At 57.5% G+C, this 18,660-nt stretch carries 15 protein-coding genes; 12 read left to right on the top strand and 3 right to left on the bottom strand.

Annotated elements, in window-relative coordinates; genetic code table 11:
* Positions 1–71: 71 nt before the first annotated feature.
* Both G7069_RS05035 and fabR read right to left on the bottom strand, forming a co-directional pair.
* Positions 72–1,691 (bottom strand): MFS transporter, encoded by a 1,620-nt coding sequence (locus G7069_RS05035; RefSeq protein WP_166294948.1) that lies wholly within the window; start codon positions 1,689–1,691, stop codon positions 72–74.
* Positions 1,691–2,335: an HTH-type transcriptional repressor FabR gene (gene fabR / locus G7069_RS05040; RefSeq protein ID WP_240912640.1), complete on the bottom strand. Its 645-nt coding sequence runs from the start codon at positions 2,333–2,335 to the stop codon at positions 1,691–1,693. Before fabR ends, G7069_RS05035 begins: the two co-directional genes overlap by 1 nt.
* Positions 2,336–2,415: 80 nt before the next feature.
* On the opposite strand from fabR, the gene G7069_RS05045 reads away from it, so the two are divergent.
* From G7069_RS05045 to G7069_RS05055, 3 genes are read left to right on the top strand one after another with little or no spacing between them, the layout of a single operon-like run.
* Positions 2,416–3,507: a ferredoxin reductase gene (locus G7069_RS05045; protein ID WP_166294950.1), complete on the top strand. Its 1,092-nt coding sequence runs from the start codon at positions 2,416–2,418 to the stop codon at positions 3,505–3,507.
* Between the two features lie 5 nt (positions 3,508–3,512).
* A complete protein-coding gene (locus tag G7069_RS05050) occupies positions 3,513–4,643 on the top strand; it encodes an acyl-CoA desaturase (protein ID WP_166294952.1) in 1,131 nt (376 codons plus the stop codon).
* A 38-nt stretch (positions 4,644–4,681) separates the two neighbouring features.
* Positions 4,682–6,706 (top strand): NADPH-dependent 2,4-dienoyl-CoA reductase, encoded by a 2,025-nt coding sequence (locus G7069_RS05055; RefSeq protein ID WP_166294954.1) that lies wholly within the window; start codon positions 4,682–4,684, stop codon positions 6,704–6,706.
* A gap of 28 nt (positions 6,707–6,734) precedes the next feature.
* On the opposite strand, the gene G7069_RS05060 is transcribed toward G7069_RS05055, so the two are convergent.
* A complete protein-coding gene (locus G7069_RS05060; RefSeq protein ID WP_166294956.1) occupies positions 6,735–8,939 on the bottom strand; it encodes a TonB-dependent receptor in 2,205 nt (734 codons plus the stop codon).
* A gap of 119 nt (positions 8,940–9,058) precedes the next feature.
* Here G7069_RS05060 and G7069_RS05065 point away from each other — a divergent pair, with 119 nt between their 5' ends.
* The 9 genes from G7069_RS05065 to G7069_RS05105 all read left to right on the top strand — a co-directional run bounded on the left by G7069_RS05065 (position 9,059) and on the right by G7069_RS05105 (position 18,655).
* Entirely contained in the window at positions 9,059–9,769 is a 711-nt protein-coding gene (locus tag G7069_RS05065; protein WP_166294958.1) for a sulfur transferase domain-containing protein, read from the top strand.
* An 8-nt stretch (positions 9,770–9,777) separates the two neighbouring features.
* Positions 9,778–10,695, top strand: coding sequence for an arginine deiminase-related protein (locus tag G7069_RS05070; RefSeq protein ID WP_166294960.1), 918 nt, complete (start codon positions 9,778–9,780; stop codon positions 10,693–10,695).
* The gene (locus G7069_RS05075) at positions 10,695–11,366 is read left to right on the top strand and encodes an alpha/beta hydrolase (RefSeq protein WP_166294962.1); all 672 of its coding nucleotides are present in this window, start codon (positions 10,695–10,697) and stop codon (positions 11,364–11,366) included. Before G7069_RS05070 ends, G7069_RS05075 begins: the two co-directional genes overlap by 1 nt.
* Positions 11,367–11,375: 9 nt before the next feature.
* Entirely contained in the window at positions 11,376–12,116 is a 741-nt protein-coding gene (locus G7069_RS05080) for a LytTR family DNA-binding domain-containing protein (protein WP_240912641.1), read from the top strand.
* 24 nt (positions 12,117–12,140) lie between these two features.
* Positions 12,141–13,049 carry a hydroxymethylbilane synthase gene (gene hemC / locus G7069_RS05085; protein ID WP_166294964.1) on the top strand — a complete coding sequence of 303 codons (909 nt, stop codon included), beginning with the start codon at positions 12,141–12,143 and terminating at the stop codon, positions 13,047–13,049.
* 53 nt (positions 13,050–13,102) lie between these two features.
* Positions 13,103–14,071 carry a YafY family protein gene (locus G7069_RS05090; RefSeq protein WP_166294966.1) on the top strand — a complete coding sequence of 323 codons (969 nt, stop codon included), beginning with the start codon at positions 13,103–13,105 and terminating at the stop codon, positions 14,069–14,071.
* 62 nt (positions 14,072–14,133) lie between these two features.
* The gene (locus G7069_RS05095; protein WP_166294968.1) at positions 14,134–14,388 is read left to right on the top strand and encodes a hypothetical protein; all 255 of its coding nucleotides are present in this window, start codon (positions 14,134–14,136) and stop codon (positions 14,386–14,388) included.
* 116 nt (positions 14,389–14,504) lie between these two features.
* Entirely contained in the window at positions 14,505–16,559 is a 2,055-nt protein-coding gene (locus G7069_RS05100) for a prolyl oligopeptidase family serine peptidase (protein ID WP_240912655.1), read from the top strand.
* On the top strand, positions 16,556–18,655 hold the full coding sequence (locus tag G7069_RS05105; protein WP_166294973.1) for a S9 family peptidase: 2,100 nt from the start codon (positions 16,556–16,558) through the stop codon (positions 18,653–18,655). Before G7069_RS05100 ends, G7069_RS05105 begins: the two co-directional genes overlap by 4 nt.
* Positions 18,656–18,660 lie beyond the last annotated feature (5 nt).

Here is an 18,660-nt window from a genome sequence, read left to right on the forward strand (position 1 = left end):
AGGCCTTTGAGTGTCCCACACCAGCGAATGTTTCGGCACGCCCGCGACGCGTGCGTTGAAGCGATCAAGCCTTATTTTTTGATCAAGGCTTGAATATCTTCCAAGCGCTCACCGCGTGTTTCCACGCCTGCACGCCAGATCATCACGCCGGAAACGGCGGTGACACCGGCAATGAGCAAGGCCGACAGGGCGAAGTGCGTAAACAGTCCCGCCACGCCGAGGCCCGCGCCCAACATCCCGCCGAATTTCGAACCCGCGGCGATCAAACCCGAGCCCGTGCCGCGTAGATGCACGGGATAAATTTCTGCGGCATAAGGAATCAGCATCGCGATCACGCCGCTGATGCTCACCAACAAACTGGCCGTCGCCACGACGGTGGCCACCTGTGAGCGAATCTGCATGACGCTGATGGCCCAGAACGCTAACAGTGACAAGGTCGTCAACGCAACGAACAGCACGAGCGATTTGTAACTGCTCCAGCTGTGATACAGCCACACGACGATGGCGATGCCAGGCAGCGCAAACAAAGCGGACTTCGCCAACAGTGCACTCGCGGTCTTCGGATCCACACCCAGCTCAGCCAAGTTCACGGGAAGCCACAGCAAGAAACCGAAGTTGGCCAAGCCCCAAGCGACGCCGCAGACCAACAGGCCCCAGCTGATCGCCGAGTGACGTCCGCGCAAAAGTTCGCGCATCCCCTGTGCTTTCGGCAGGGCATCAATATTCGGTGTACCCGGATGGGTCTCATCGTCCACTTCCACGTCGGTCTGTCCGCCGGAGAACTTACGCAGCACAGCACGCGCGGCATCTTCCATGCCGACGTTCGACAAAAAGCGCGGCGATTCCGGAATGAAGCGATACAGCACAATGATGAGTGCGCCGGTCGGCAGCCCGAGCAGCCACAACACGCGCCAGCTAAACAGAGGCTCTAAAACAGCCGCTGCACCAGAGGCGGCCAAATAGCCTGCAGACGTGCCGAGTCCGCCCAATGCAACGAGCAACCAGCCGCGATGCGCCGCGGGCACGGTTTCGGCCATCAAAGTAAAGGTGATCGGCAGTAGACCGCCGGCCGATGCGCCCATCAGGAAGCACATCGCAAGGTTCCAATTAAAGCTTGGCATGGCGCCGCAAATCGCCGTGCCGATAAACATCAAGGCGCCCATCAGGATGGCGGAGCGTCGACCGAACACATCGGCGACGCGTCCCCACGCAATGGATCCGATCACCGTGCCCGTCAAGGCCACAAATGCGAGCAGACTGGCCGCCGGTTTGCTGATGCCGTACTCATCGCTCATGCCGGGCACAACAAAACCCAAGGTCGCAGGCTTCATGACATCAACAACCAAGGCAACAACCAGCACAGCGACCAATTGCCAATGCGCACGGTTGAGTTTGACCGAGTCTGCGACGTGGAAATGCAAATGCCCCACATCACCCGCATAGGCCGATCGCATTTGTGAGAGCCGCGGCATCATGCCGTAGGCCGCGAACGCCAATCCGATGGGAATCGCGATCATGCCAAGCCACATTTCCGTGGTCATCGGCATGCCGACCATTTGCCAATGCGTGTGTTTGCCCATCATGAACATCGGCATATGTGCGAACACACCGCCGACAATCAATGCACAGCCAAACCAAAACGCGAGCGGGTGCGGAAAACGCAGGGGATTTTGCTTAGATTGAGGTGTCATTAGACGGGGCGTGTTTTCATTTGTCGTGAACCAAGCAAAATCATCGTCACCATTTGCGTCATCTGCCGGATGAGCGCCACATCTTGTTCGCGCGGGGCGTCCAAGGCATGTGCACCCATGGCGAAGATCAAACGCGTGATCGCTTTTGCGGCGAGGGCGGGGTCATGCAACGGCGCATCTGACGCTTCGGTCAAACGCACCAATTCGACGCGCAATTCTTCTTCAAAGAATTCCAACTGACGATCAACGGCGCGCTTGAATGCATCCGACCCCGTGGTGCCTTCGCGCAAGAGCACGCGCAGCAAGCCATCTTCAGCGCGCAGTTGGGACATGAAGGCTTCGATCGATCCGCGCACTACGGTGTGTCCGCTCTTTACATGCACGCGGGCCTCGTCGACGACTGTGCGCAGCGCGGCGCCCGAATGGTCGATCAGGGCCACCGCCAGTTCATCCACATCGTGGAAATGGCGATAGAAGCTGTTGGGTGCGATCGCGGCTTCGCGTGCCACCTCGCGCAGGCCCAATGACGAGACGCTGCGGTGCGGGCCGAGCAAGCGCAGCGCCGCCATCAGCAAATCCTCTCGGCTGATTTGGGGCTTGCGGCCGGCGTCTAGCGCCGTGATGGAAGAAGAGAATTCGGTCACGAAAAGGGCCGCAAAACGCTGAATGGAGCATATCAGATCATTTAATATACACCTGTATATACATATGTATAATTCCGAGCATGAGGCAGCCCCTGAGTCCCCCCGTCGACGCCGCTTGGCATTGGATGAAGCCTGATCTGCAGATCGTGGATTTCTGGCTGTCACGTGTAAATCGTCTGTGGTCGACGCATGAACCACGTGCGCGCTTGGTCGGTCGTCATATCGAAGCTGATGGCATCACCACCCTGACCTTGAAACCCAACCGCCACTTCAAGGGATTCAAAGCAGGTCAACACATCAATGTCTCTGTCGAGATCGATGGTGTGCGTCACACGCGCAGCTACAGTGCGTCTGACCGGCCGCAAAGAGATCGTCTGATCCGGATTACCGTCAAAGCGATCGGCAGTGGCAAGGTCAGCGGACATTTGCAGCACTTGCGACTCGGAAGTGTGTTGCCGATTGGCCAGGCGTTCGGCACCTTCGAACTGCCGGATGCGGAAGGTCAATGTCTATTGTTGGCTGCGGGCACTGGCATCACACCGATGCTGTCCTTACTCAAAGCGCAAGCCGCATTGGCATTTCCCCGCCCGATTACCTTGGCCTATTGGGCACGCACGCGTCGCGAATGGGTGCAAGCGGATGTGCTGCATGCTTGGTCAAAGTTGCATGCCAATTTCAAACTCCGTTTGATTGCCACGGGCGAATCCAAAGCAGAAGACAACGAACTGACGGGGCGGATCAACCCGACGCATTTGCAAGACTGTTTGCCGGACGGCGAACGCGCGCATGCTTTGGTCTGCGGATCAAATGATTTTGTCAGCGCAGCGCGCGCCTTGATCGAACCGACCGCACTCAGTGTGCAAGCAGAATCTTTTACGCCGCCGGTGCGTGACGCGCAGGGCGTCGTTGAAGCGGGCACGGTCAAAGTGACCTTGCTTCGGAGTGGCAAGACAGTGGAAGTACCGCGCGGCCAAGCATTGTTGGACGCTCTGGAGGCGCAGGGCGTATCGCCTGCATACGGATGCCGGATGGGCATCTGCAACACCTGTGCATGCGGCAAAGCCGAAGGCAGTTCGCGTGATTTGCGCAATCAACACATTGATGAAGAGCCGAACCATGCATTGCGCCTGTGTATCAGCGCCGCGCATTCCGATTTGGCCTTGGAGCTCTAAAGCACATGAGTGCAATTGAAAACCGCGCATTGAGTCCTGTTGAACTGGATCAGTTTGCAGAGGCCCTGGATCGCCTGCGCGATAAGACGATCGCTTCACTCGGTCAAGCAGACGCCAACTACATTCGACGTGTCGCTGCAGGTGTGCGGTGGTTGGGTGTGTCAGGGCGCGTGCTGCTGATGCTGGGTGCGATTTTGGGTAGTACGGTTTGGCCGGTGGTGCTGTGGCCGCTGTGTGTACTCGGTGCGTTCGTGTTGGGCCTGTCGAAGATTCTGGAAAACATGGAACTCGGCCACAACGTGATGCACGGCCAATACGACTGGATGCGCGACCCCAAACTCAAAGGCCAAACCTATGAGTGGGATATTGCAGGCACCAGTGACAACTGGCGGCAAACGCATAACTACAGCCATCACACATGGACGAATGTGCGCGGCATGGACGAAGACATCGGCTATGGCTTGCTGCGCATTTTTCCGGAACAACGTTGGAAAGCCTTTTATCTAATCCAACCGTTCGTCGCCGTGGTGTTCGCCTTGTTGTTCGAATGGGGTGTCGCCATTCAAGGCCTGCGCATTGGCCGTTGGTTTTCAGGAAAAATGAAAGGCCGCGCGCTGTGGTCAATCGCGCGTCCCGTCGTTAAGAAGGGCATGCGCCAAGTGTTGAAAGACTACGTGCTGTTTCCGCTCTTGGCAGGTCCGTTCTTCTTACCTGTGTTGCTTGGCAATATTTTCGCCAACGTGATGCGCAACGTCTGGACCTACGTGATCATTTTTTGTGGTCACTTCACCGCTGACGCAGAAGTGTTTCCGAAAGCCAGCGTACGCAACGAAGTGCGCGGTCATTGGTACTTGCGTCAACTGCGGGGTTCTTCAAATCTCACCGGCGGTCGTTGGATGGATTTGTGGAGCGGCAATCTCAGCCACCAAATCGAACACCACTTCTACCCGGATGTGCCGGCGAATCGTTATGCCGCGATGGCGGTGGAAGTGCGTGCCATTTGCGCGCGTTTTGGGCAGCACTACAACACGGGCTCACTGCCGAAGCAGTTCTCGACGGTCGTGTGGCGCATCCTTCGCCATGCTTTCCCGAGCACGCCCAAGCGCGTACCTGTCTTGGTGACTTCGGCCGGCTGACGGTCGCACAAACACATACCGGGCAGTATGCTTGGGGGATGAGCGAACAATCTCCCTATCCGCACCTCTTCAGTCCTCTCGATCTGGGCTTCACCACACTGCGCAATCGCGTGTTGATGGGCTCGATGCATACGGGTCTGGAAGACAAGGCATCCGACTTCCCGAAGCTCGCCGCGTATTTTGCCGAGCGCGCTGAAGGTGGTGCGGCATTGATGGTGACCGGTGGGTTCTCGCCCAACGTGGTGGGCTGGTTGAAGCCGTTCTCGGGGCGTGTGCGTTGGCCCTGGCATGTGAAGCGCCATCGTCAAGTCACGGCGGCCGTCCATGCGCATGATGCAAAGATCTGTCTGCAGTTGTTGCATGCAGGTCGCTACGCGTATCACCCCTTGTCGGTGTCGGCTTCAAAACTGAAAGCGCCGATCAATCCCTTTACACCACGCGCACTGACGGCGCGGGGTATCGAAAGCCACATCAACGATTTCGCGCAAGCTGCACGCTTGGCGCAAGAAGCCGGGTATGACGGCGTTGAAATCATGGGTTCGGAAGGCTACTTGTTGAACCAATTCACGGTGGCGCGAACCAATAAGCGCACCGACGGGTGGGGCGGTGACACCACACAGCGCATGCGCTTTGCTGTCGAAATCGTGCGACGCGTGCGCGAGATCTGTGGTCCGGATTTCATCTTGATCTATCGCTTGTCGATGTTGGATTTGATTGAAGGCGGCAACGATTGGCCCGCGATTCTTGCGCAAGCCAAAGCGGTGGAGGCGGCGGGCGCAACACTCATCAATACCGGTATTGGTTGGCATGAAGCGCGCGTGCCCACCATCGCCACGTCAGTACCGCGTGCTGCATTTACAGGTGTCACCGCGAAATTGCGTCCACACGTGAAGCTGCCCTTGATCACCACAAATCGCATCAACATGCCGGACGTTGCAGAAGGCATCCTTGCCTCCGGCGCGGCAGACATGGTGTCGATGGCGCGTCCGCTGTTGGCCGATCCGCAGTGGGTGAATAAGGCGCGCCGCGGTCAAGCAGAAGCCATCAACACCTGCATCGCATGCAACCAAGCCTGCCTTGACCACATCTTTCAGAACAAACGTGCCAGTTGTTTGGTCAACCCGCGCGCCTGTGCCGAAACGGAGCTCAACTACACGCCCACCCACGCAACGAAGTCGATTGCTGTCGTCGGTGCGGGCCCTGCAGGCTTGGCTTGCGCAACGGTCGCCGCAGAGCGCGGTCATCGCGTCACCTTGTTTGATCGCGCGGATGAAATCGGCGGTCAATTCAATCTGGCCAAGCGTATTCCGGGCAAGGAAGAGTTTTTCGAAACGCTGCGCTATTTCAACCACAAGCTCGGCGAGACCGGCGTCACTGTCAAACTTCAAACAGAAGTTGAAGCGGAACACTTGGCTGACTTTGACGAAGTGGTAGTGGCCACCGGCGTCACACCGCGCAATGTGTCGCTGCAAGGTGCTGACCACCCGAAGGTCGTCGGCTACTTGGATGTGCTGAAAAAGAAAGTTGTGCCAGGCAATAAAGTCGCCATCATCGGCGCGGGCGGCATCGGCTTTGACGTGGCTGAATTTCTCGTTGAAGGCGAAGACTCGCCCTCGCTCGACAAAGACCGCTGGATGACCGAGTGGGGCGTCGACACGCAGTTCGATGCACCCGGCGGATTGGCGAAACCGCAGCCTTCGGCACCGGCGCGCCAAGTCTGGCTGTTGCAACGTACGGCAGGAAAGCCCGGCGCCAAGCTTGGCAAAACGACCGGCTGGATTCATCGCGCCACGCTCAAAAATAAGAAAGTGCAGATGTTGGGTGGCGTCGAATACTTAAAGGTCGATGACGCTGGTTTGCATCTACGCATCAACGATGAAGTGCAGGTACTAGCGGTGGATCATGTGGTGGTGTGTGCCGGCCAAGTGCCGCGACGGACACTGTTTGATGCACTGTCTGCTGCGGGTCGCACGCCGCATTTGATCGGCGGTGCGGATGTCGCGGCGGAACTCGACGCGAAACGCGCGATCGATCAAGGCAGTCGACTCGGCGCAACACTCTAGCGTGCTGCGCCGTTCGCGGCGACTGACTTCAGAAGTACATGCGCACGCCGGCCTGCACGCCGCGACCGGCGAGTGGGGCGAGGTCCTTCAAGTACGAGGTATGCGGACGTGCTTCGACATTGAGTAAGTTGTTCCCATCCACAAAGACTTCATAGCCGTTGCCGTTTGCGGCATCTTTATGCCACGCGATGTGCGCGTCGAGCATCGTGTAGCCAGCGGTTTCGCTTTCGTACAAGGCCACGCGCGTTTGTCGTTGGTAGCGTGTGCCGTCAAGCGAAGCGCGCCATGCGCCTGCTTTCCACTTGAGGCCGAGACCGAAGCGTGCGGGTGCCAAACGCGGCACGTGACCCGATTGGCTGTAGACACTGTCCAACTGAATTGTGCTGCCTTCGTGCAATAGCAGTGCGGACGTTTCAACCACGTTGCGGCCGTTCAAGCGCGCATGCACGACATCGCCAAACACACGCAAGTCGAGTTGATGTGTGGTGTGCTCAATCAGCCTGAAGTTTGCCTCTGCTTCTACTCCACGGAAACGCGCATCACTTTGGGTAATGGCATACACGGGCAAGTCGTCATGCAGGACAGGCGTTGACGATGCACCACGTTCAAACAGCTGCGTCGGGTAAATAAAGTTTCGATAGTTCACTTGATACGCATTCAAATGAAACTCGCTGCGTTTGCCGTGAAAACGCAAGCCCAGTTCTGCGCGACGCGCGGTTTCTTTGTCGAGTCGATCATTGCCAATCTCGATCGTGCGTGTCGCAGTGTGCGGCCCGTTCGCATATAACTCTTCGGCAGCGGGTGCGCGTTGCGCTTGGTCTGCACTGATGTCGATCGACCATGCCGGGGTCCAATGCCAGCGTGCAGCGACTGAGAAGTTGCTGTTCTGGAAGTTGCGTGACGTGAGGCGTGGCAACGCTGCATTTGAAGCCTCGGCGCGAACGCTGACACGTTCGAGGCGCACGCCGGCTTCCAACTGCAAGGTGTCCGAGCTTCGCTTTCCAAGCCAGAACAGACCGGTATCGCGTGTCTCACTCTTGGGCACAAAGGCTTCATCGCCCTCTGCGTCAAAGTTGCGGTCTGAATACTGCAAGCCGAATGCACCATCCCAGCCCACCACGGGTGCATGCACCAACTCGCCGCGGAATTCTGAAGACGCGTTCTTGAAAACAGTGTCGGGTGCGCAACCTTCGTATTCGGTATGGGTGTAGTTGGTCGTCGTCCAATTGAATTTGCCGGTACGAATGAAACCGTCGGCATCGAAGCCACCATGCACCGTGTGGCGCGATTGCCGCATGCGCAAGACGACCGCTTCCTCTTCACTGCCCGCGCCTGTGTGCGCATGCGCGTGTGCGTGCCCCGGCACGCCATAACGCGCGTTGTAAAGGCTGGTTGAAACGCCCAAGTGTGCGTTGTCGCCCACCCACGTGACCGCGAGCGCGCCACTCGCCGTGCGCGAAGCACTGTTCTTCAAGACACCACGCGACGCAGGATCCGGCGTTTCATGTTCTGCCTGCATCAAGGCATCGGATTCCGCGTAGCCGGGAATTCGGAGGTCGTCTGTTTCGCGAAGCGCACCGTCTGCATGAAAGACAAATCCAGCGGCATTGGGATGTGTGCTGCCATCGACACGAAACACACCGCTGCGTAGATCATCTGCACCACCGCCACGCAATTCAATCCGACCACTGAAGGGTGTATCACCCGATTCATGCGGCGTGCGTCCATCGGTGACATTGACTGCGCCGCCCATCGCACCGCTGCCGTATAGCAAGGTTGCGGGACCTTTCACCACTTCAATTTGATCGGCAAGAAACGGATCGATGCTGAGCGCATGGTCCGCACTCAATGCCGAGACGTCACCCGTCGACATGCCGTCGCTCACCACTTGCACGCGTGCGCCTTCCAAGCCCCGAATAATCGGTCGACCCACGCTGGGCCCAAAACTGGTGGACTGCACGCCGGTCATCTGCGACAAGGTCTGGCCCAAGGTGGCGCTGCGTGCGTCGTCCAACTTTTCGCCACTCAAGACATCCACGGGGCGAACGATGTCGCGTGCCGACTGCATCCATGGCAGCGCGCTGACTTGAATCGCATCGAGCTGCGCGGGCGTCACGTTGTGCGGATCTGCCGGGGGCGTCGGTGCCGTTTGCGCGGCCGCGGCAAAAGGCAGTGCGAGCAGAATCGACAGTGTCAGCAAAGAGGGATCCTTCAGGCAGGCGTTCTTAGGCATGGGTCTGGATCAGTGTGGGTTCGGTTGGAAAGTTATAACATAACAATACATCTAAACACTGCCATTCGTCACGGTTTTGCAGGGCTACAATCTCTTCAATCCCCCATGATTGAATCGACATGTCCCGAATCCTGATTGCTGCGAGTTTGTGTTTGGCCGCCCAAATGGGCATGGCACAACATGCGCCCGACCACACCGCGACGCGCGCGTCTGAAGGCGAAGTTGCGACAACGTCCACCCAATTGATGAACCCGCGTCCCGGTGTCTATACCGCGGCACAACCGGGCACCAATGAGTGGAAGTCGATCAAGAAGCGCGGCATCACAACCGTCGTCAATCTGCGCCCAATGAAAGAAATGGGTGGACGCGACGAAGCCAAAGAAGTGCGCGCGGAAGGCATGAGCTATATCGAAGTGCCGATTTTTACTCTGCAGGACATCAATGCAGTCAACGCAAAGAAGTTGAAGGCCGCATTGAACGCCGCCAATGGCAAGCCCGTCTTGGTGCATTGCGCATCGGGCAATCGCGTCGGCGGCCTGATGGCACTCATGGCAGCACTTGAAGAACACATGCCGGCCGAACAAGCGATTGCACTCGGCAAATCCGCCGGGATGCAAAGTTCAGAAGCACGCGTGCGCGAACTTTTGAATGCACCCAAGCCCGCACCCGCACCGGCACCAGCTATGGCACCAATTGCGGCACCGACTGCAGCACCAACTGCAGCACCAACTGCAGCACCGACTGCAGCACCAACTGCAGCACCAGCACCCGCTTCGGCAAGTTCAGTAAACACGCCGCCCGCACCGCCCGCACCACCTAAGAAGGACTGATTGCGTTCATGACGTTGTTGACCCGAGATACAGAGCTCTTCCTAGAAACCGCACGCGCACTCCCCACTGATTTCGGGCCTGCCACACCACGAAGCGTCTTCCTGATTACACCGGAAGGCTTTTCGTTGGCCGAAGAATCCGCGCAAGACAATGCTTATATGGCAGACGCGCAGGCGTTTGATGCGCAGCGTGCTTTGGTGCAGCATCGAACGTTGCAAGCGCATATGTCCCGTGTTGTGCCGGCGGTATGTTTTTCAGGTCGTGTAGACACCCCCGATGCCGTGTTCCCGAACAATGTGTTCGCGACTGCGGCAGGGCGCGTTGTGATTGGTCGCATGCGCCATCCGGTGCGTCAGCGTGAAGCGACGCGACAAGACATTCGCGATTTCTTCACCCGCGTGCTGGGCTATGAAACGGTTGATCTTTCGACACAAACACATGCCGCAGAACTCACCGGCGCAATCGTGATTGATCGTGCGCGTGGATTGGGCTTCATCGGCTTGTCAGAACGCTGCGATGAAACCGGTGCGCGTTTAATGCACGAAGCATTCGGTCTACGCGCTTCGCTGATGTTTGATCTCGCACCGTCTGAGTACCACACCAATGTGGTGTTGGCGGTCCTTGCAGGTCGCGCGGCGGTGATTTGTCCGGAAGGCTTTGCAGATGCCGGGGCGGTCGATGCGGTTGCCGCCCTGTATGCACCGCATGCAGTGATCTGCACAGCGCAAGAACATGCAGATTTTGTCGGCAACTGTATTTCAGCCTCCGCGGACACGGTGTGGATGAGTGCGCGTGCAGCAACGGCGCTCACGGACGCGCACAAAACCCAACTGAACGCAGCAGGATTCGAAGTGCGCTCGGTGCCTTTGGATGCGATCGAAGCGGGTGGCGGCTCATTGCGGTGTTGTATCGGAGAAATTTACTGATGTTGGATTGCGTTGAACTGGAAACCGGTGATGCATCGCAGTGGTCAGTCATTTGGCTGCATGGCTTGGGTGCAGATGCCAACGATTTTGTGCCGCTGGTGCCTGAGTTGGTGAAGCCGGATTGGCCGGCGATCCGCTTTGTATTTCCGAATGCGCCAGAGCGTGCGGTCACGATCAACAACGGTTATCGCATGCGTGCTTGGTATGACATCTCGGATATGGATTTCGCCAACCGCGCTGACATGACCGGTGTGCGGGAATCCATGCAAGACCTCGACGCCTTGATTCAAGAAGAAGTGGACCGCGGTATTGCGGAAGATCACATCTTCATTGCAGGCTTCTCGCAAGGCGGTGCAATCACCTTGTCTTATTGCGTGCGCACACAGCGGCGCCTGGCCGGTTTTATTGCCCTTTCGACGTATTTGCCCGCATTGCAGGACGCCAAAAGCGAATTGAGCCCGGGTGCCGAAACGGTGCCGGTGTTTATGGCGCACGGCACCGAAGACCCGGTAATTCCGATCCGTGAAAGCGAGCGCGCTGCACATGCCTTGAAAGAGATGGGCTTCGATGTCGAATGGCAGGGCTATCATCCGATGCAACATGCGACGTGTCGCGAAGAAATTGATAGCCTTCAGGCATGGATGTCTGCGCGCTTGAAGGCGTCCGCCTAAGGAACGGTCATGACGGCATTGCGCGTACTGGTAGTCGATGACGAAGCGCTCGCGCGCGAACGTCTGCGTGCCATGTTGTTGCAAATGCCGGGTTTGGATGTATTGGATAGCGCCAGCGATGGCGCTTCCGCACTTGAACAGATCACCCGACACACGGTAGATGTCGTCTTGCTCGACATCATGATGCCGGGCATGAATGGCATCGAGCTTGCACGCCATTTGAACGAAACATCTGATGCCCCCTGCGTGATATTCGTGACCGCACACGATGCGCACGCCGTCATCGCATTTGAAAATCATGCCGTCGATTACTTGGTGAAGCCGATCCGCAAAGAGCGTCTCGCACTTGCCATTGCACGCGCGCGACAGTTCTTACTGGGTCGCGCTGCCGCGCACCGGCTGTCGGGAACCGGCAAACACTTCGTGTCCAGATCACGCGGGACATTGCGCAAGATCGCCTTCGAAGACGTTCACTATTTGCAAGCCGATGAGAAGTACGTCACGGCGCATGCGCACGATGGTGACCACGTCATTGATGACACCTTGAAAGCCATCGAAGCACAGCATGGCGATGACTTTCTGCGCATCCATCGCAACACGCTGGTCGCCAGAAGTGCCTTGGCTGCGCTGACACGTGGCAGTGAGGGCCAAGCTTGGGTTCAGCTGACGGGTGTAGAAAAGCCTCTGGAAGTTAGTCGCCGGTGTCTGGCCAACGTCAAAGCGGCTTTCGAAACCTCATCGCGCAGTTGATCGCCCATCGGCGATAATGGCGTCATGAGCCTACTCAGAATCGCGACGCGCAAGAGCCCACTCGCACTGTGGCAAACCGAGCATGTGGCAGCGCGCTTGCAGCAGATCCATCCGAGCCTTGAAATCACACTCGTACCGCTCTCGACACGTGGCGATGAGCAACTCGACCGCTCGCTGGCCGCTATTGGTGGCAAAGGCCTGTTCTTAAAAGAACTCGAATTGGCCATGGAGCGCGGTGAAGCCGATTGTGCGGTGCACTCGCTGAAAGACGTGCCGATGGAATTGGAGCCGGGCTTTTCGCTGCCCGCGATTTTGGCGCGTGCCGATTCTGCGGATGCGTTTATCAGCAACCATTTCGACTCAATTCAAGCGCTGCCGATGGGTGCACACGTGGGCACTTCATCGTTGCGCCGTCGCGGACAGTTGTTGAATCTGCGACCTGACTTGAAAGTGTCCGACCTCCGCGGCAACGTCAATACACGTTTGGCCAAATTGGATGACGGTCAATACGACGCCATTATCTTGGCCTGCGCAGGTCTGCAACGCTTAGGGATGGATGCACGGATTCGTGCGCGACTGGATGTGCCGGAATGGTTGCCGGCGCCCGCGCAAGGTGCCATCGCCATTGAATGCCTCTCCCGCGCCGAAGACATTGCGCATGTGCTCTCGGCTTTGGACGACACACCGACGCGAATTTGCGTAGAGGCCGAACGTGCCGCCAATCGCGCCTTGGGTGGCAGCTGTCATTTGCCGATTGCCGCATTGGCGCGACTTGAAGCCGGCAACTTGCATGTACAGGGTTGGGTCGGCGATGCCGACAGTGGTGAGTACGTGCGCGCCGAGGCACGTGGTGCGGCGGCAGACGCCGATGCGCTGGGTCAAGCCGTCGCCGCCAAACTGTTGGACGCCGGCGCCGGTCGATTCATCGCCTGAGGCGTGTGCAAGCGGTAAGCTAGAGCCATTCTCGCAGCAAGCCTCAAGCACTCATGGATCGGAACGAACGGATTCACGCTTTGCACCGCGTTTTTCAAGCGCGGAAAACGCCCATCACGGTGCCGCAATTGCAAGATGAGCTGGGTTGCTCACGGGCCACCGTCTATCGTGATATCGCCTACATGCGCGATGCCTTGATGGCACCCATCACAGGCGATGGCGAAAACGGTTTTAAATACGACCGCAGCGAAAATGATCGCTTCGAACTGCCAGGCCTTTGGCTGAGCTCTGAAGAGCTGCATGCTTTGTTGGCTGCACAAGCGCTGTTTGGCCGCACCAGCGCCAATATTTTGTCGAGTGCATTGGCACCGCTTCAAACCCGCATCGAGAAATTGTTGGAAGAACAATCGGGCGGCAAGCAATGGCCGGTTGAGCGTGTTCGAATCCTCGCGCACAAGGCGCGCAAGATGGATGAACATGCATTTCGATTGGTGGCGTCGGCAGTGCTCGAACGCAAGCAACTCGAATTTGAATATCGCGCACGTTCCACCGACGAGCGCACACGTCGTCATGTCTCGCCGCAACGCATCACGCACTACCGCGGTAATTGGTATCTCGATGCTTGGGATCACGACCGTGATGGCTTGCGGAGCTTCTCTGTTGATCGCATGAGTCAGGTCAAAATCGTCGACACGCCGATACAAGATGTGGACGAGACCACATTGTCGAAACATCTGGCCGACGGCTACGGCATTTTCTCAGGCGAAGCCAAAGGCACCGCGACCATTCGCTTCAATGCAAAGTCAGCGCGTTGGGTCGCCGACGAGCATTGGCATTCGCGACAAGAAGGCAAAATGCTGCCCGACGGTCGCTACGAGTTGAAGGTGCCGTACAGCAATGGCCGTGAGTTGCTGATGGACGTCATGCAATACGGCGCGGACGCAGAAATCATCGAGCCCGTCGCCCTGCGCGAACAAGCCAAAACCCTGTTGAAACTGGCCTTGTCGAACTACGGCGAGTAAGCGTCGCAGCCTCTGAGATATGTCGGGTAGAAACTGGTCCCATCGTTCGATGGAGATCTGACATGCACACGTCCAAAAAGGTTTCACCGTTTGAGTTGGCGCTGCGCCGCACGCTCGTTTTTGGCTTCATTCTGGTGGTCGCCGTGCCTCAAGTCCGCGTCACCACGGATTGGCTGGGGTATCTGCCGATGTGGTTGGTCGGCATGCCAGCTGTGATGCTGTGGGCGCTGCACGGATTCGCAGTGCCGAAAGCACCCGCGCCATACGTTTCCGCATTCGGTCATCGTGCACCACAAGCGGTGCGCGTTCGTCGATAACGTGACTTCAAACCCGGGTGAAACGGCGCCGCGCATGGTAGCGTTTAGGGTCGTTCACTTCAAAGGGTCTTGTTATGCTCAGTCGTTATTGGTGGATTGGTGCTTTGTCTGCCGCCATGGCATCCGGAGCGCACGCGCAAACACCTATGCAGCAAGAAGATCCGTATCAATGGCTTGAAGATATCAACGGCGCGAAGCCGATGGAATGGGTTCGCGCGCAAAATGCCCGCACCGAGAAGGCACTCGGCGAATCGCCGATGTACACGTCCCTGTACAACGACATCCTTGCGGTCTTGGATTCGAATGACAAGATTCCTGGCGTCAGCAAGATCGGCGACTACTACTACAACTTCTGGCAAGACAAACAGCATGTGCGTGGCATTTGGCGTCGCACAACGCTCGCCGAATACCGCAAGAAATCGCCGACATGGGAAACCGTGCTCGATTTGGATGCGCTGAACAAAGCTGAAGGCAAGAATTGGGTATGGCATGGCGCCTCCTGCTTGCGTCCGGCATACACGCGTTGCTTGGTCTCCTTGTCACCTGGTGGCTCGGATGCAGACACCACGCGCGAGTTCGATCTCAACACGAAGACCTTCGTCAAAGGCGGCTTTGAAAGGCCGGTTGCAAAGGGTGACTTGAGCTGGATCGACGAAAATCACGTGTACGTGGGCACCGATTTCGGCGCAGGCTCGATGACCACCTCTGGCTATGCACGCACGGCGCGTGTTTGGACACGCGGCACGCCGATGGAAAGTGCGAAGGTGGTCTACGAAGGCAAGAACGAGGATATGTCCGTCGGTGCTTATCACGACGACACGCCCGGCTTCGAACGCGATTTCGTGTCACGCAATCTGGCGTTTTACAACAGCGAACTCTATCTGCGTGATGGCGACGCGCTGAAGAAGATTGATGTGCCGAACTCGGTGGGGAAGACCGTGGTTCGCGAATGGTTGTTGCTTGAATTGCGCGACGACTGGAAGGCCGGCGGCAAAACCTACAAAGCTGGCTCGCTGTTGGCAGCGAATTTTGATGCCTTCATGAAGGGTGGGCGTCAGTTCGACGTGCTGTTCACACCGACTGCCACCACCTCATTGGCCAGCGTGTCACCGACGAAAAACTATTTCGTCTTGAATGTGTTGGACAACGTGAAGAATCGCTTGATCGTCATGAAACACGACGGAAAGGCGTGGAAGACCTCTGATTTCGTTGGCGCACCGAAAATTGGCACCGTCAATGTGTCAGCGGTAGACGCCGATGAATCGGATGCGTTGTGGATGAGTTACTCCGACTACATCACGCCGTCCACGTTGGCCTTGGCGGAGATTGGCAAAGCACCCGAAGTGCTCAAACAAAATCCGAAGTTCTTCAACGCCGACAACTTGGTGGTCGAACAACATTTCGCCACATCTAAAGATGGCACCAAAGTGCCGTTCTTCATCGTGCACAAGAAGGGTGTCGCACACGACGGCAAGAATCCAACCTTGCTGTATGGCTACGGTGGTTTTGAAGTGTCGCTTACACCCGGCTACTCGGGCAGCATCGGCAAGGCATGGCTGGAACGCGGCGGTGTGTATGTCGTCGCCAATATCCGTGGCGGTGGCGAGTATGGGCCTGCATGGCACCAAGCGGCACTGAAGCAAAATCGTCACAAAGCGTACGAAGACTTCGCTGCGGTTGCAGAAGAATTGTCGAACCATAAGATCACGTCGCCGCAGCACCTCGCCGCAATGGGCGGCAGCAACGGCGGCTTGTTGGCCGGCAACATGCTGACGCAGTATCCGCAGTTGTTCGGCGGTGTCGTCATTCAAGTGCCTTTGCTCGACATGAAGCGCTATAGCCATTTGTTGGCGGGTGCTTCTTGGATGGCCGAATATGGCAATCCGGACGTGCCGGCGGAGTGGGCCTATATCCAAAAGTTCTCGGCCTACCACTTGTTTGATGCATCGAAGAACTACCCGCCGACTTTCATCTTCACCACCACGCGCGATGATCGCGTGCATCCGGGTCATGCCCGCAAGATGGCGGCGAAGATGTTGGCCGCTAACAAGGATGTCATGTACTTCGAAAACACCGAAGGCGGACATGGTGCAGGGTCGACCAACGAACTTGCCGCCAAAGCCACTGCGCTTACCTATGCGTTCCTGTGGAAATCCTTGAGCAAAAAATGAGTTTGCACAGTCCTCGCGCCGAAAAGCGCCTTCATGAAGTGAAGGCGCCGCACGGCGCCACGCGTTTGGATGAGTACTACTGGTTGCGTGATGATTCACGCGAAGACCCGGCGGTGCTCGCGCATCTCCAAGCGGAAAATGCCTATACCGATGCCGTGATGGCACCGCTCGCAGATCTAAGAGACACCCTGTTCAAGGAGATCGTTGCGCGCATCGATCAAGATGAAAGCTCGGTGCCTTATCGTGAATTGGGCTGGTGGTACTACGCGCGCTATGTCACCGACAAGGACTACCCGATCTACGCCCGTCGCAAGGATGGGCCGAATGTGGATGCCCTCTCCATTCAAGCTGCAAATGCGAAAGGCGATTTTTCAGACGAGATCATCCTGTTTGACGTCAACGCCATGGCGGCGCATCACGACTACTTCGAGATCAGTGGCCGCTCAGTCAGCCAGGACGGTCGCAAAGTCGTCTACGGCGAAGACCTCAATGGCCGACGCCAGTACACGCTTTATGTGAAAGATCTCGACTCAAACACGGTCTTGCCGGAAGCGATTCCTGGCACGGCGGGCGATGGCGTGTGGGCGGACGATGGGCACGCGTTTTTTTATATCGAGAACGATCCCGACACCTTGCTGACGAAGCGCGTTAAGAAGCATGTGCTTGGCACGCATCCAAGTGCGGATGTGACGGTCTATGAGGAGCCCGACGATTCGTTCTATATCGGTTTGGGCCGTACGCGCGATGACCAATTTATTGTCATCGCATTGGAAAGCACCGTTACGAGCGAAACGCGTTATACATCCGCGGCGCACCCCGGTTCGTTCGCCGTACTTGCGCCGCGCGAACGTGATGTTGAATACAACGCCGATCACATCGACGGCCGTTGGGTCATTCGCACCAATGCCGATGGTGCGACCAACTTCAAGCTGGTGACGGCGCCAAGTGCGTCATCCTCGCGGCAGGCATGGGTCGATTGGGTCGCCCATGATCCAGACGTGCTGATCGAAGGTGTTGAACTGTTCAATACGTTCACCGCAATTGCGGAGCGTAGTGGCGGGCTTGAGCGAATTCGCTTGTTGCAGGCGGGTGAGACCACGTTTGTGCGCACGGATGAAGCCGCGTATTCGATCTGGCCGGATGTGAACTCCGAGCCGGAAGCGACCGTCCTGCGGTACGGCTACACATCGCTGTCCACGCCGCCCACCACTTATGAAATCGATACCCGCACAGGCGAACGTCGCACCTTGAAACAGCAGGCGGTGCCGGGCTTTGATCCTGCGGCCTACGCGATAGAACGCGTGTGGGTGCCCGCGCGCGATGGCAAAGTGCAAATCCCGGTGTCACTGGTGTTTCGCAAAGATTTCAAACGCGATGGCACTGCGGCCTTGCTGCAATATGGCTATGGCAGCTACGGCTCGTCTACCGATCCCGCCTTCAGCCGCTCGGTCGTGAGCCTGCTTGATCGCGGCATGGTCTATGCACTCGCGCATGTCCGTGGCGGACAAGAGTTGGGCCGTGCGTGGTATGAGGACGGCAAGCTCTTTAACAAGAAAAACACCTTCACCGATTTCATCGATGTCACGCGGTGGTTGGTGAAAAACAATTACGCCGCGAAAGATCGCGTTGCCGCCATGGGCGGTAGCGCGGGTGGCCTGCTGATGGGTGCGATCACCAATATGGCGCCGGAGGACTATCGCGTCATCTTGTCGCAGGTGCCTTTTGTAGATGTCGTGACCACGATGCTGGACGCCAGCATTCCGCTCACCACCAATGAGTATGACGAGTGGGGAAATCCGGAAGCCGATGCTGCGACCTACGACTACATGCTGTCGTACTCGCCCTACGATAATCTCGTGGCGCGTCCGTATCCGGCCATCTTCGTCGGGACCGGCCTGTGGGATTCCCAAGTTCAATATTGGGAACCGGCAAAATACGTCGCGCGTTTACGCACGCTTGATACAGGCGATCTTCCGGTGGTGTTCCGGATCAATATGGACGCGGGCCACGGCGGTCAATCGGGCCGCTTCAACCGATATCAAGAAGTCGCCGAGCAGTTTGCGTTTATGTTGGGCCAATTGTCAGTCACTCATTAAGGCTA

Source organism: Lysobacter sp. HDW10 (assembly GCF_011300685.1).
Lineage (GTDB): Bacteria > Pseudomonadota > Gammaproteobacteria > Xanthomonadales > Xanthomonadaceae > Solilutibacter.